At 51.5% G+C, this 13,661-nt stretch carries 14 protein-coding genes; 8 read left to right on the top strand and 6 right to left on the bottom strand.

Annotated elements, in window-relative coordinates; all coding sequences use genetic code 11:
- Positions 1-19 precede the first annotated feature (19 nt).
- The 4 genes from UNDYM_RS16520 to UNDYM_RS16505 form a co-directional block, all read right to left on the bottom strand.
- Positions 20-4,651 (bottom strand): Ig-like domain-containing protein, encoded by a 4,632-nt coding sequence (locus UNDYM_RS16520; protein ID WP_162042005.1) that lies wholly within the window; start codon positions 4,649-4,651, stop codon positions 20-22.
- A complete protein-coding gene (locus UNDYM_RS31120) occupies positions 4,648-6,384 on the bottom strand; it encodes a DUF4347 domain-containing protein (RefSeq protein WP_162042004.1) in 1,737 nt (578 codons plus the stop codon). Before UNDYM_RS31120 ends, UNDYM_RS16520 begins: the two co-directional genes overlap by 4 nt.
- 394 nt (positions 6,385-6,778) lie before the next feature.
- Positions 6,779-7,339 (bottom strand): porin family protein, encoded by a 561-nt coding sequence (locus tag UNDYM_RS16510; RefSeq protein ID WP_162042003.1) that lies wholly within the window; start codon positions 7,337-7,339, stop codon positions 6,779-6,781.
- A gap of 197 nt (positions 7,340-7,536) precedes the next feature.
- Positions 7,537-8,661, bottom strand: coding sequence for an ABC transporter substrate-binding protein (locus UNDYM_RS16505; protein WP_162042002.1), 1,125 nt, complete (start codon positions 8,659-8,661; stop codon positions 7,537-7,539).
- A 134-nt stretch (positions 8,662-8,795) separates the two neighbouring features.
- Here UNDYM_RS16505 and mobB point away from each other — a divergent pair, with 134 nt between their 5' ends.
- The 3 genes from mobB to UNDYM_RS16490 all read left to right on the top strand — a co-directional run bounded on the left by mobB (position 8,796) and on the right by UNDYM_RS16490 (position 10,265).
- Positions 8,796-9,362: a molybdopterin-guanine dinucleotide biosynthesis protein B gene (mobB, locus tag UNDYM_RS16500; RefSeq protein ID WP_232063514.1), complete on the top strand. Its 567-nt coding sequence runs from the start codon at positions 8,796-8,798 to the stop codon at positions 9,360-9,362.
- 63 nt (positions 9,363-9,425) lie between these two features.
- Positions 9,426-9,626 (top strand): YjfB family protein, encoded by a 201-nt coding sequence (locus UNDYM_RS16495; protein WP_162042001.1) that lies wholly within the window; start codon positions 9,426-9,428, stop codon positions 9,624-9,626.
- Positions 9,627-9,815: 189 nt separating this feature from the next.
- On the top strand, positions 9,816-10,265 hold the full coding sequence (locus UNDYM_RS16490) for a hemerythrin domain-containing protein (protein WP_162042000.1): 450 nt from the start codon (positions 9,816-9,818) through the stop codon (positions 10,263-10,265).
- Here the strand turns inward: UNDYM_RS16490 and UNDYM_RS16485 are convergent.
- Together UNDYM_RS16485 and UNDYM_RS16480 are read right to left on the bottom strand one after the other, a co-directional pair.
- Positions 10,253-10,471 carry an RNA-binding S4 domain-containing protein gene (locus UNDYM_RS16485; RefSeq protein ID WP_162041999.1) on the bottom strand — a complete coding sequence of 73 codons (219 nt, stop codon included), beginning with the start codon at positions 10,469-10,471 and terminating at the stop codon, positions 10,253-10,255. The two genes, UNDYM_RS16490 and UNDYM_RS16485, sit on opposite strands and share 13 nt — an antisense overlap.
- A 36-nt stretch (positions 10,472-10,507) precedes the next feature.
- On the bottom strand, positions 10,508-10,789 hold the full coding sequence (locus tag UNDYM_RS16480; protein ID WP_162041998.1) for a hypothetical protein: 282 nt from the start codon (positions 10,787-10,789) through the stop codon (positions 10,508-10,510).
- A 218-nt stretch (positions 10,790-11,007) separates the two neighbouring features.
- Here UNDYM_RS16480 and UNDYM_RS16475 point away from each other — a divergent pair, with 218 nt between their 5' ends.
- From UNDYM_RS16475 to UNDYM_RS30795, 5 genes are all read left to right on the top strand, one after another.
- Positions 11,008-11,262, top strand: coding sequence for a DUF2282 domain-containing protein (locus tag UNDYM_RS16475; protein ID WP_162041997.1), 255 nt, complete (start codon positions 11,008-11,010; stop codon positions 11,260-11,262).
- A gap of 111 nt (positions 11,263-11,373) precedes the next feature.
- Positions 11,374-12,204, top strand: coding sequence for a DUF692 domain-containing protein (locus tag UNDYM_RS16470; RefSeq protein ID WP_232063513.1), 831 nt, complete (start codon positions 11,374-11,376; stop codon positions 12,202-12,204).
- A gap of 8 nt (positions 12,205-12,212) precedes the next feature.
- Positions 12,213-13,028, top strand: coding sequence for a DNA-binding domain-containing protein (locus UNDYM_RS16465; protein ID WP_162041996.1), 816 nt, complete (start codon positions 12,213-12,215; stop codon positions 13,026-13,028).
- Positions 13,029-13,080: 52 nt separating this feature from the next.
- A complete protein-coding gene (locus UNDYM_RS30800; protein ID WP_232063512.1) occupies positions 13,081-13,320 on the top strand; it encodes a DoxX family membrane protein in 240 nt (79 codons plus the stop codon).
- 2 nt (positions 13,321-13,322) lie between these two features.
- Positions 13,323-13,559, top strand: coding sequence for a DoxX family protein (locus UNDYM_RS30795; protein ID WP_232063511.1), 237 nt, complete (start codon positions 13,323-13,325; stop codon positions 13,557-13,559).
- Positions 13,560-13,661 lie beyond the last annotated feature (102 nt).

Below are 13,661 nucleotides of genomic sequence, written 5' to 3'. Positions count from 1 at the left end.
CCTATTAATATTGTTCAAATCAGCTTATAAACCTCGCCAGATACTCAGGCGAATTAATAAACTGCCCGATCAGCGTGACCACATCCGTACCCGATTGGCTGAGCAAAGTATCAAAGGTCGCCTGATCCGGCGCATGGCCCAGGAGACCGATGTAATCCAGCGTCAAAGACACTTTGGATTGTGAATTCACCTTGAACTCCGCTGACTCGGTAAAGCCCGCCAGCATGTCACCACGCGAGAGGCCATTGTTCAACTGCCCCAGCCAGTAAACCTGGCCTGCCGCATCAGCAGTGCGGTGCAGGACATTCTGGTACACCCTGTCTACAAAGGCCGTATTGTTCAGATTGCCATAGGCATTCTGGAACTCGGCACTGGCCACAAAGGCGCCGCTGATGCCGCTGAGGCTGGCCCCGGCTTTCTCCTGCCCTATCCAGTAAGCCAGGCCATCCCGGTCAGGCAAGCGGTCAAAGGCGCCAAAGTACAGGCGGGTCAGGCTGCCGACATTATTCTGGAACTCGGTCGAAGCCAGCATCGACGCTGCCACCTGGGCACGGTTCAAATGCCCGCTGTCGATTTGCTGCTGCCAGTAAGTGATACCGGCAGTATCTCCCTCACGGAACAGCACATCCCGGTAGAGCTGCATGGCAAACAGGTCAGCCCTGTGCAACACATCATTGTCTTTCTGGTTCTGGTTGGTGCCGACCTTCGCTTCTATGGCATCGGGGATGCCGTCACCATCCTTGTCGCCTGGCAGTGGGCTGGTTTTGAAACCCAGGCCACCACTAAAGCTGATTTTGCCATCGACCTTGCCGTCGGCGTCAAACATGCCGCCATCGGTAATCTTGAAATCCACCTTCAGTTTGCCATTCACCTCAGTGATCGCGCTGGCAATATTCGTCCAGTTACCGGCCCTGTCCTGTACCCAGTAGCCATTCACTGAACCAAGCTTATCGGTATAGAGGGAAAGGCTGACATCCTTGCCGGCACCCACGCCGCTGATCTGGCCGTTGATCAAGCCATATTGCAGTTGCAAGTCCTTGGACAGATCAGTCGGGCTGGCCGTAGTCGTGATGTTAGACAGAGCCAAAGCCTGATTGCTACTCAGGGTCGCAAAGTGGGTATTGACCACGCCACCATTATTCCAGGGCAAAGAGCCGACTTCTTTCTGAGCCTGATCGGCTTTGCCATCGCCGTTGCCGTCTCCCTTGCCACTACCTATCCAGTTGGGTACTCCTGCTTCTATGGTTTGCAGGATGCCGTCACCATCGGCATCCGGACCAGCCACTGGGATGGTGTTGTCGGAAGGATTGGTCCCCATACTGTTGTCATAGGTGAGGATGGAATAAGCCTGTTGCAGTACAGCTCCGCTATTACCTGCCAGGTCAGTGACCCGGACCTTCAAGGTATTGTTGCCGCCCAGTGTCTGGTTCTGTAATGACCAACTGGTGCTTCCTGTCACTGTTGTGGCATTGAGCCAGTTGGTGCCATTATCGATAGAGACCTGGACTGTTTCACCTGCTACCAGACCATTGCTGAGACTGCCACTGATGGTTTGTTGAGGCGCTGTCGTCACGAAGTCAGTGCCGCTGATCCCATCATCATTGGATAAACGAACGGAACTGATGTTGGTGGTCGGCGCTGTGTGATCGACCTGATACAACTGTCCAGTAAAGCTGCCACTCAGAGCCAGGCTGGTGGTATCAACGATGCCGGTACCGGCATTCTTCAGATTCAGGCCCAGTGTCCCATCACCGGTCAATCCTGTGATCCTGACGCTATAGGTAGAAGCGTCCAGTTGCGTCACATTGCTGATCGTCCCCGCGACTGTGCCTGTCGTTGCCAGGGTAAAGGCTGCAGCATTGACGCCCGCCACTGCTTCGCTGAAGCTGACTTTGTAATCGACGTTGGTCAGATTGTTGTTTTCTGGCTGGAGACGGGTGATGCCTGTCGCAACGGGGGCAACATTGTCGCCGACAGCAATGACCAGGCTTTTTTCATAGGCAGCGCCGCTGCCATCTGTCGCGCGAACGAAGATGGTGTAATTGCCGGGCGTCATACTCAGTGGGTTCTTGGCCACCAGACTGTTACCCGAGATTACGAATTTGGCATTATCCCTGTCATTCGCCCCATTACCTGTCACCAGGGTAAAGCTGGCGGTATCCCCTGGATTGGGGTCGGTCACAAGAAGTGTGCCGACGCTGGTGTTGGTGGCAGAGCCTTGCTGGATGGCCGCATTCGAGAGACTGATATTGGTCGGCGCCGCATTGATACCGGTCGCAATCACTGTCGTCGTATTGTTCAATACCGCAGAAGCAATCCCATCATTGGCGCTGATGGTAAAGGTCGTGGTTTCTGTGCTGCTCACAGGGACACGGCCAGCCGCCGGCTGGAACACCAGGCCACGGATGGCCGCCTGCACGGCTGCCGGTGTTCCTGCGGCATGGGTATAGGTCAGGCCGCCATCGGCAGTCGAGAAGCCAGTCGCTGCCAGGGAGGCGGCAGTAAAGGCTCCTTTGGCTGCCAGGTCCAGACTGATGATGATGGTTTCGGAAGCACCGACATCAGGATCGTTGATGGTGACGCCGGTGAAGGGAGAAACCGTGGTGGTTTCTGTGACGGTCTGGCCAGCGAGGGCACCGCCTATGGCGGGAGGGGAGTTAGTATAGATGACGATGGCTTTGTTGCTGCCCAGCGAGTTGGCAGCACCGGGCGCAGCCAGCGTCAATGTGGCATTATTGCCCAGCGAATCCTTGATAGTACCGCCATTCAAGCGCAAAGCAGTACTGTTCTGGTAATCGAGATCTGCGCTGACATCACCTACCTGTACGGTGTAATTAAAGGTGATCGTGTTAGTGCCCGAACCGCTGACATAATTAATTACCCGATCTATGGTGCCAGTTTCCAGTGTTAGTTGTGGTATTCCGGTAACATTGACAGTTTCATTGAAGATGATGGTGACCGGTATGACTGTACCCGCAGCATAGGTGGCATTGGATGTGCTTGAGCTGACATTCGTTACCGCAGGGCCACTGTTATCCAGTGTATATAGCTCGTCGCCAGTATGCCCGCCAACGATGGCATTGCCGGCCACATCGGTGACACCAGTGCCGCTGTTCTTGAAATTCAGTCCTAAGGTGCCGTCACCACTGATAGTGTTAACCCGAACGGTCCAGACGTTGCCAACGGGGCCTGATAGTGAGGCAATGTTTCCGCTGGCTGTGCCGGTCGTCACCAGCGCAAAATCGGAAATATCCAATCCACCATTTGCCACGCTCTCCGAGAAAGTGACCTGGAAATCTACAAAGCTGCTGTTGCTGGGGCTGCCTGACGCACGGTTGATGCTGGTGATGGTAGGCGCAACGCCATCCACCATGACAGCAGTCGTACTGCTAACACCATTCAGATTGAGAGCAGCATTATTTCCTGCAGTGTCTTTGATGCTGCCACTGTTCAAAGTAATACTGCTGCCCAGACTGATGCCATTGGTATCGAGGTTGCCGCTGGCAACCGTATAACGGAATACGAGTGCTGAAGTGCCGCTTCCGCTCACGTAAGAAGCTGCTACGGTGCCACCGGTATCGAGCGTTACTGGAATAGTTGGTGTTCCTGTAACGTTGACGACTTCATTAAAATTAACCGTAAAATTCAGGCCTTGTCCTGGCACATAAGTGGCGTTGGCGGGAACCGTGACAGTACTGACAGTAGGGGCAATGCCATCAACATTGACTGCGGCTGTGCTGGTTACTCCGTTCAAGTTAAGAGCGGCATTATTGCCTGCACCATCTTTGATGGTACCGCCATTGAGGGTGACGCTGCTGCCGACAGAAATACCATTGCTGTCCTGATTGCCATCAACGATGGTATAGCCAAATAGAAGTGAGCTGCTGCCGCTGCCACTGATATAAGTAGCTGCAACGTTGCCACCAGTGTCCAACGTGACTGGAAGGCTGGGCGTGCCAGTCACTATCACTGCTTCATTAAAGTTGACGGTGAAATTCAGATTTTGTGTTGTCGCATAGGTGGCATTTGCTGGGACACTGACCGTGCTGACAGCAGGTATTCCCGTGTCAAAAGTCAGGGCAGGGCTGTTGCCAGCACCACCGCTGTTGCCTGCCGCATCAGTGTAGCTGCCAGACGCAACGATGATACTGGCTGAGCCGGCGTTGGTTGCCGGATCTGGTGTGAATGTCGCAGTGCGAGTCGTGCCTGAGCCAGTGAGGCTGCCTAAGCTACCGCCAGTAACCGAAATGTCAATCTCAGTAAATCCAGTTGGAACTTCGCTGAAGGCGAAGCTAATCGTCGCCGTTTCGCCGGCTTTGAGTGTGCTGACATTGCTGCTGATGGTAAGCGTTGGTGCCTTGGTGTCGACAACGAAGTTGCTGCTGCTGGTAATGCCTACACCTGGTGTATGAGTCGAATTATAGGTGCCTGGCAAATTGACCGAAATAACATTGCTGCCGCTTTCAAAATTGGTATTCGGTGTAAAAGTCGCTGTGAAAGTGATGTTGTCGGCGGTTTGCAAGCCTGACAGTATGCCGTTGGCAATATAGATATCGGCGGTTCCAAAGTCAGAGACGGCTTCGGAGAATGTAAATGTCACATCTTGCGTATCGCCAGCCTTCAAGGTGGGTTTGGACAAAGCTATATTCACAGTCGCGGGGTACTATAGGCGGTAATCGTGCCCAAACTGGCATCAATGCTGTTGCCGTTGGTGCCTGCAATATTGCCAGTTCCAGAAGCGGTGCCGCCAAAACCACCAGCACCTTTGTTTCCAGTACTTAAACTGGCGACTGATGCTGTATCCATCAATAGGGTGCCGGTTGACCAGATACCACCTATGCCGTTTCCGCCAGCACCACCGTTGCCGTGATTTGTATAGTTGGAAGCTGCGCCGCCACCGCCACCACCTCCGGCAGCAAGGTTATTGGTGATGACGCTACTTGTTATCCTTAATGTCCCGCTGTTAAAGATACCGCCAACCGCATTGCCGCCGGTACCTCCAACATAAATGCCGCCACTTCCGCCACCGCCGCCACCGATAGAGATCGTGCCGTTGCTAGCCGACGCTCCCGCACCTCCCAATGTATAGGATGAACCGAGAAACTGCACGTGCGCGCCTCCGCCCGCACCGCCCGTGGTACTGCCGCCGTACCCTCCACGTTGCCCGCCAGATGTGCCAGAGCCGTTACCACCATGACCAGCACTTGGTGCTGTGGGTGCTTCGCCAATCCGGTCCATTCCGCCAATGCCACCCAAGCCAGCGCCGTAGCCACCTCCGCCACCGCCGCCGCCACCTTTGGGGTAACCGCCACCTGTGCCACCACCGCCTGACGCTTTGTTGGCAGTGATCGTACTGTTGCTGATGGTTAAAGTACCAGCATTGCGTATCCCGCCGCCAGCACCATCAAGACCAGCTCTGCCAGGCCCCTCCAGATTACCTGTGTTGTCCCCACCATTTCCAGCAGCCAGTCCATTGGTAATGACCAGGTTTTCCAGGCTTGCTGTCGCTCCGGCTGCCACATCAATGACGCGAGTTAAATTTCCGCCGCTGATGGTGACCACGCCACCAGCATTGTTTTTGCTGCCTATGATGGTTAGCGTATGGCCGGAATCAGCCGCGATGCTGATGGTGTTGTTGCTGGCAGTGAAAAGAATGTCACCCGTCAATGTCAGGGTATCGTCTCTGCCATTGGAATTTGCCGTTGCCATGGCTGATTGCAGGCTAGCCAGATCAGAGGCTGACAGAGTCGCTGCGAGATGGTTCCAGTCCGTCAATTGCTGGATGTTCAGTGCACTGCCTGCCTCGATCTTGCCAGTCGAGATTTCCAGCTGCCAGTCGCCGTTTTGTATTGCTGTGCCTGTGTCATTGGTAGATGCCGCGACATCTGTTCCTGTCATGCTTGCGAGGTCGTTGATAAATCTTGATCCTGCCGGGCCAGCTCCTATGTTGCAGCCATATAACATCAGATCGCCACCAGGCTTCAGGGATGCGCCTATGGCTTGCAACTGGCTTTGATAGGCTGCCATATCACCATCATGCAAGACTGCGCTACCCAGAAGCATCACGCCATTATCACCATGGGAGATGATGGAAATGGAATCCAGGTTGCTGCAATTTTTGAGTGCATCGGCAACCTGCTGCACGCCATCCTGGTCTTTATCCAGCACCACTACTGTGATGCCAGGTTTTACTGCGTCCACGATCTGCTGCAAATCGGGCAGGCGGCTGTCAATGAATACCATGGCCTTTTGCTCTGGTATCTGTGCAGAGGGCTGGTGCAGATTCAGTGCTGATGCAGTGGTGGGGGAGGTCAGAAGTTCACTGTTGACAGATTTTGCTTCTTGTTTTGCTTCTTGTGAAGCAGCAGAGCCATACAGAGTCATAACAAATAATTTTCAGGATTGAGGGCGCATGCAGGCTCAGCAGTGATGCAGTGACAATGAAGCTCTTCATGCACGTCATGAAGCGACCAGGGAGACTGACAATCCTGACAATCGGGCAAGCAAATATCTGATTGTAAATACTGACCGTAAGGACTTCGTAAGAGACGTAAGCAAACTTGCTCGGCAGGATTTGAAAACTGTGGGGATAAGGTGGAGGAGGGGGATGCCTGCTAGAGGCGAAAGTCTGGGGCTTGGGGAGGGAACTTGCTTTGTCAGCAGCAAACGATGAATTTGCTGCTGACAATCTGGCGCAAAATTAACTGAGTTCTTGTATCACTAAATCAATACTGCGCCTTAACAACTTTTGTCAGATATTGCGGTATCAAGCGCAATATCAGAACGATGCCTGAACACCAATGTTGAAGTTGGTGATGTTGCCGTCGCCGCCAACAAAATCAACTTTACGGCTGGCGATTTCAGCGCGTGCAGCGATGTTAGGTGTGAATGCATATGTTGCACCAATGCCTACCATCACTTGTGTGGAATTTTTGCTGGTAGAACCACGCAGGTTATTGAATGCAGCAGTTGCTTCGCCTTTGGAGTAAGCCAGACCCAATTTTGTGAACAGGCCCCAGTTATTGCCAACTTGGGCGCGGTATGTACCTGCCAGGTCGATGCCGGTTGCTTTCATTTCTGCAGCAACACCATAGACATTCGCTTTAACTGTGCCCAGATTGTAATAGCTGCCTTCTACACCCCAGTTAGGAGTGATGTTGTAGCCACCCAGGATATTGAAGGATGTGTCATTGGTTTTGCAGCTGGATGTGCCTGCGCAATCCATGTTCCAGCGAGCTTGGCCTACAGTGGCGCCAGCATAAAACTGCGCATTGGCAGTTGTACCGATAAACAAACCGGAAATTGCCAGAGCGGCAGCGATAATTTTTTTATTAAACATGATGTACCTGATTGATTTTTTTTGAATAGCGCAAACTTGATTCATGCATTTACCGGATAAGTAAATTTTAAATTCTCATGTTGCGGTGCAGCACTCTATTCTAAAATCACAAGAATGTCAAAAAACGTTATTTGTTTCTGTTCATGCATGTCGTTTTTTGTATGAATGCACTATTGACAATGTAATGTGTTTGCCAATTAAAATAACAATCCTCCGCCTTTTCTGAATAGTGCCATATCGACATAGTTGGACATGCGGCGGGTACTTTCTGAAGGCGTCAGGGTTACGCCACCGAGGTCAATGATGCTTTTTTGGGTTGCCAGGGCTTGCAGGCCATCACGCCCGCCTTTTCCTGCCTGTATCGCTTTGACCAGAGTTTTGGCGACCATGAAGCCTTCAAATGTCAGCGCAGACAGATCTTCATCCCTGAATTTTTTCATCATATTGCTATGATCTATCTGTATCAGTGACTTCTTGCTCAAGGGATTGGGTACCACCTGGGAAAATACCGTCCATTCCAGTGCCTTGGGGCCTGCCACTTCTGCCAGGGTGTCAAGATTGATGAGTGACATGCCGGCAACAAAGGTGCGGGGTGCTTGCTTCCTGAATTCTTTCAGGAAGATACCCGTGCCCAGCGTATCGGCAATGGCGATGACGATGCCGGGATTGCTGCGTGCCAGCACAGCAGATTCTCTTTCCATGTCCGCAGCAGAGGCACCTATGCGCACCAGCCCGCTCATGAGCATATTGCGTTTGCGCAACTCGGCAACCACATACTGGTACATGTCCTGGTTCAGGGCGTTTTCCTGATAGGCTATGCCTACGCTCTTGATACCCAGTTTATCGAAATAAGAGAAGATATATTGCATCTCTTGCTCAGGGCTGGGCCGCCAGAACAGGACGCGGGAGTTGTAGGTCTTGACTGATGCAACCAGTGGGGCAAACAGGGTTTGCCCGCTTTGTGAAAACCTGGCGTTTGCCAGCACTGCGTCGGTGACTGCAGCGCCTATGCCACCCAGCAGATAATCGGCCTTGTCTTTTTCCAGTAAATCGCTGACGGCCTGTGCTGATATTGCCGGGTTGCCCTGGTCGTCACGTACCAGGTACTTGATGCGTTTACCACCTATACCGCCACTGACATTGATACTGTCAAAGTAAGTCGTGATACCTGCCACATAGTCGCGGCCAATGCTACCATTCGGTCCGGACAAGTCTATTGCCTGACCAACGACGATGACATTGCCTTGCGCCTGTACATTCATGGCGAACAGCAAGCATAGCAGGGTGAAGCAAAAGGACCATAGTCTGAAGGGAAAACGCATACTGATAACCTGTGAAATATTGCAATGTAACAATTGTTACATTCAAATATGACTATGGAATGACGAGGCAGGTATAGAGCTCATACTCCTAAGTTATATGCATATAATGAATGTGAAAAAAATCTGGAGGCAGTGTGGCTGGCGGTGAAAAGAATGATGTGATTGATGTGGCTGAAGCAGGGCAAGTACTGGGCGTAATAGGGTGGTCAGGTAGCGGTAAAACCAGCTTGCTTGAACATCTGGTCAGGGAGTTGACGGCGGCAGGGTATAAGATCAATGTCGTGAAGCATAGTCATCATGATGTCACGATAGAGCCCCCGCAAAAGGATAGCTCGCGCTTGCGCATGGCGGGCGCGCAGGATGTCTTGCTGGCATCCCCGTACCGCTATGTGATTGCCCATGAGCTGAGGCAGGAAGCTGAACCATCGCTGAACGAGTTGCTGAGCCATCTGTCTCCAGCAGACTTGACACTGGTCGAGGGCTATAAATGGGAGGCAATGCCCAAGATTGAAGTTTATCGCCCAGCCCTGGGTAAGCCAGCTATTTATACTGAGGATGCACATGTAGCACTGGTAGCATCCGATATTGCCGCACCGGCAGACTTGCGTCCTGGCGTGCAATGGCTGGATTTAAACCAGCCGCAACTGGTGCTGGACTGGGTTCGTGCTGCGATGCAAAATAATATCTTGAAAAAAAATTGAAATATCCCTAAAGACTTTGCTCAAGCCGCCGTTATTTACAATAGACGGATAAGGAGAATTGTCATGGACGTAACCGGTATTGCCAGAGTGGCAACGACACTGGCAGATGTAGGTACCAGCCAGGTGGTGAGTATTGCTGTTTTGAAAAAAGCGCAGGATATTACTGCTGAAAGCGCCACTGCGCTTATAGAGGCTATTCCAGATAATAAATCTGTCGCCAATCTGCCACCTAATCTGGGCAGGAATATCAATACGACAGCTTGAATGCTGTTTTTGTTAATAGATATTCAAACAGATGTTCAAAAGGCGCGCTGATAGCGCGCTTTTTGTTTGTAACTCCTGATAATGTTTCTTGGTGGTCGTCTTTGGTGACCACTTCTGGTCTGATCTGACGCAAGCAGATTATCTGACGATCAGCGATAATCTCGCCATTTCTCTCTACCTGGATCTAATATGGAACAAAATTCTTGGGGTTGGTCCGACCGCCTCAGTCTCAGTTATGAACCTATGGACGAGACCCATAAAGAGTTTGTCGAACTCTGTGCGGCTTTATCTGAAGATAATCCGGCCACTTTCGTCGCCAGGCTGGATGCCCTGATCGTGCATTCCATAGCCCATTTTGAGCAGGAAAACCAGTGGATGGCAGAAACCGCATTCCCGCCTGCGGGCTGCCACAGACAGGAGCATGATGCAGTACTTGAAGTCATGCAAGAAGTCAGGCGCAGGGTAGAGCTGGGTGAGGCCGACCTGGCGACGCGCCTGGCAGAAGAATTACCTTTGTGGTTTGAGCATCATGTCGACACCATGGATAATATGCTGGCGCGTTTCATGGCAAGCAATCCTGAAAGGCTTGTTGATACAACAGCCGATGCGACTGATGCTGCCCAGATTCAGCCTGCCTGAACCCGTATTTCTATATCGCCGAGACTGACCACCTGGCCTGCACGGATTTTGGCAGTCTTGCGTAACTCCTGCTCACCATCAACGCTGACATCGCCGCTGGCAACGATAGCCTTGCCAGCGCCACCGCTTTCGCACAAACCAACCAGTTTCAATAACTGGTTCAATTCCACATATTCGCCTTCCAGGCTAAAACTCAGGCTTTGCATATAAATTCCTTTACCCTGCAATAAAAGGGACGCAGCTTACACTATTTTGCCAGACGCAAGGCGTGCATTTGCTTTCTCCAGCCACACCCCTAACTGGGCAATCAGGTCTGTCTGGCTGAATGAACAACTCTCCTCTGTGAACAGACTGCCGGATTCCAGGCGACTCAAGAGGTTTTCCATGACCTCGCCAAACTGAGGCGGCAGGGCGGCCAATAGCTGAGTCTGGCTACGCCAGAGGTGGCAAAACTGGCTGATATTGATCTCGCCAGCCGGTAAAGCCTGGATACTTTGTCGTAATTCTTGAGTGAAGTTGAGCATATAGAAACTTTTAGCTTGAAAAAAAGTCATAAGCTAGTAGGATAATCTGATCGCTGCCTGAATCCAATCGAAAAAGTGCTGCGTAGAAGATGATGTAGGTAGCGCAACTGAAATTATTTTTAAAAATTTCTGTAAGTTTGCTTTATCTGCGCCGACTATAGGCTGTAGTTTTAAATTTTCCCATGTGGGATGTTGTGCACTTTAAACAGGAGATGAACATGAGTAATAAAGCAATGGTTGCAGTCGCACTGGCAGGTTTGTTGGGTTCTGGCATGACTTTGGCTGCTGATCCGGTCAAGACAGAGAAATGCTTTGGTATTTCAAAAGCAGGTCAGAACGATTGCGCCACCAAATCTGGCTCCCATTCTTGTGCAGGTCAGTCCAAGAAAGACAATGATCCAGCTGAGTGGAAAAAAGTGCCAGCCGGTTCTTGCGAAAAAATGGGTGGCAAGCTGGAAGCTCCTAAATCTTGAGTTTGTCTGACGTGATGAGTCTGGGTTATTCTGAATTAGTCTGACTGATTTATCTTGATTGACCCGGCACGCGCAAACTGCTTACCCGCGTTCACCCTGCAAGGGGTGGGCGTGGGTTTGCGTACTCAGCATTACCGTGATTTTCTGCATGCATCTGCCCCAGTTACTGCTGACTGGCTGGAGGTACATTCAGAAAATTATTTTGGTGATGGCGGCTATGATTTGCATGTACTGCAAACGTTGCGCCGTGATTACCCCTTAAGCCTGCACGGTGTTGGCATGGGACTGGGGTCAGCCCAGGGCTATTCTGATCTGCATATTTCACGCTTGCAGCGTTTGATAGAACGCACCGAGCCTGCACTGGTTTCTGAGCATCTGTGCTGGGGAGCCATCGCTGGCAGGCATTTGAATGACCTCTTGCCTTTGCCGCTGATGCAAAGCGCACTTGACCTGGTATGCCAGCGTGTCGATGAATTGCAGTCGCGTTTGTGCAGACAGGTCTTGATAGAAAATGTCTCGACCTATTTGCGCTTTGCCCAGGACGATATGTCAGAAGCAGAATTCCTGGCGACCCTTGCTAAACGCACAGGCTGCGGTATTTTGCTCGACATCAATAATCTATATGTGAATCAACACAATCATGGTGAAGACGCGCAGCAAGCCTTGTGCGTCATGGCGGGTTTGCCAGTTGGTGCGATAGGTGAAATCCATCTGGCAGGGCATTTGCAAACCGATATCGGTCTGGTTGATGATCATGGCAGCCAGGTTGCAGAGCCGGTGTGGGCATTGTTCAGGCAGGCGGTGAATATGCTGCCTGCTGGCATTCCGGTATTAATAGAATGGGATACGGCAATCCCTGATTTGCCTGTGCTGCTCAATGAGGCCGATAAAGCCAGGCAGATTCTGCTTGCCCAGTCTGCCCAAAACGTGGCGCTGGCATAATGGATGTGATGAAGCCTCTTCCTGTTCCGGCTGAAAATGTGCTGGCTGAAATCCAGGCGCAATTTGCCCAGGCATTGCTGCAGCCTTCTGCTGCTGCACAGACATCCGTTTTATTTAAGGTGCATCCGTATCAGGATGACAGGCTCGCCTTGTATCGCGGCAATCTGACGGCGATCTGGACGTCAGCATTGAAAAATGCCTATCCGGTATTGCATCAATTAGTGGGCGATGAATATTTCGAACAAGTAGCGCGCGCCTTTGGCCGTGCCTGTCCTTCAGAATCGGGTGACTTGAATCAGTTTGGCGTCAGGCTGACAGAATTCCTGCAAACCATACCTGATGCAGCAGATTACCCTTATTTTTCTGAGGTAGCTGCGCTGGAATGGCAGATACACCGCGCCTATTATGCTGCTGACGCCGATGCTGCCAGCCTGGCAGACCTGTTACAGGCCGTGGCTGCGGCAGAGCAGGATGTGCAGGCTGTGCAACTGGAACTGCATCCAGCCAGCAGGCTTTACACTGCAGAATGGGATAGTGTCGCCATCTGGCTGGCGCACCAGGCAAATACCGAGGAAAAATCACCTGAGAATATCAGGCAGACTTGCTATGGGCTTATCCATAGAAGTAATTGGTCGGTTCGCTTGCAGCCACTCGGTAAAGCAGCCTGGCTGGCTTTGACCGTCTTGCAAAAGGGTGGCAGTCTGGGTGCCGCACTGGAAGCCGCGCTCGATGAGAATGATGGCTTTGATATTAATGCCAATGTGCAATCCTGGTTTGCCAGCGGCTTATTCATCAAATTCAAATTCCCTGAAAAACAGCTGTAAGGATTCCACCAGCAGACAGACTAAGTTGCAGGAGACTAATTGGAGAATTTCTATGTATAACACCCTGCAATACTTTCATCGCCTGAGCACACGTTTTGATGACAAACTTAATGTCTGGGGTGGTTCAGCCCTTTGCCTGGCACTCAGGCTATATGTAAGCTGGCAGTTTTTTAAAGCTGGTCTGGTAAAAATCGCTGACTGGCAATCTACCCTGTCCTTGTTCCGCGAAGAATATATGGTACCTGTCATACCGCCAGAGCTGGCAGCCTGGATGGGGGCGGGGGGGAATTGATCGTGCCGGTTTTTCTTGTACTCGGTTTTTTTTCCCGCCCGGCAGCACTGGCCTTGTTTGCAGTGAATGTCATGGCCGTAATTTCTTATCCGCAGTTGTTTGAGCTGGAGTGTCCGGCAGCCGTCAATTCTCATTTTTACTGGGGAATCCTGTTGCTGGTGTTGGTCAGTTTTGGCCCTGGTAAGTTGTCTTTGGATGCCTGGCTGGATAAAGGCAAGTCTGCGAATACGGCAAGTTAAGCTTGCAAATCATCCCACGAAATCAGTGCCAAATCAGAGCCCGCTAAGCCGGGCTCTTTTTTTTGGTCAATTTTGCATTATTTTTTGTACTATTATTGGATG

Origin of the sequence: Undibacterium sp. YM2, from assembly GCF_009937975.1 — a bacterium.
In the GTDB taxonomy this organism is placed as follows: domain Bacteria; phylum Pseudomonadota; class Gammaproteobacteria; order Burkholderiales; family Burkholderiaceae_D; genus Undibacterium.
The sequence above is the reverse complement of the archived record's forward strand: the minus strand, read 5'-3'. Positions and strand labels throughout refer to the sequence as shown.

Coding starts and splice junctions, on each gene's coding strand:
- UNDYM_RS31120 (WP_162042004.1), bottom strand. CDS start 6,384: ATGACTCTGTATGGCTCTGCTGCTTCACAAGAAGCAAAACAAGAAGCA.
- UNDYM_RS16510 (WP_162042003.1), bottom strand. CDS start 7,339: ATGTTTAATAAAAAAATTATCGCTGCCGCTCTGGCAATTTCCGGTTTG.
- UNDYM_RS16505 (WP_162042002.1), bottom strand. CDS start 8,661: ATGCGTTTTCCCTTCAGACTATGGTCCTTTTGCTTCACCCTGCTATGC.
- UNDYM_RS16495 (WP_162042001.1), top strand. CDS start 9,426: ATGGACGTAACCGGTATTGCCAGAGTGGCAACGACACTGGCAGATGTA.
- UNDYM_RS16490 (WP_162042000.1), top strand. CDS start 9,816: ATGGAACAAAATTCTTGGGGTTGGTCCGACCGCCTCAGTCTCAGTTAT.
- UNDYM_RS16485 (WP_162041999.1), bottom strand. CDS start 10,471: ATGCAAAGCCTGAGTTTTAGCCTGGAAGGCGAATATGTGGAATTGAAC.
- UNDYM_RS16480 (WP_162041998.1), bottom strand. CDS start 10,789: ATGCTCAACTTCACTCAAGAATTACGACAAAGTATCCAGGCTTTACCG.
- UNDYM_RS16475 (WP_162041997.1), top strand. CDS start 11,008: ATGAGTAATAAAGCAATGGTTGCAGTCGCACTGGCAGGTTTGTTGGGT.
- UNDYM_RS16465 (WP_162041996.1), top strand. CDS start 12,213: ATGAAGCCTCTTCCTGTTCCGGCTGAAAATGTGCTGGCTGAAATCCAG.
- UNDYM_RS30800 (WP_232063512.1), top strand. CDS start 13,081: ATGTATAACACCCTGCAATACTTTCATCGCCTGAGCACACGTTTTGAT.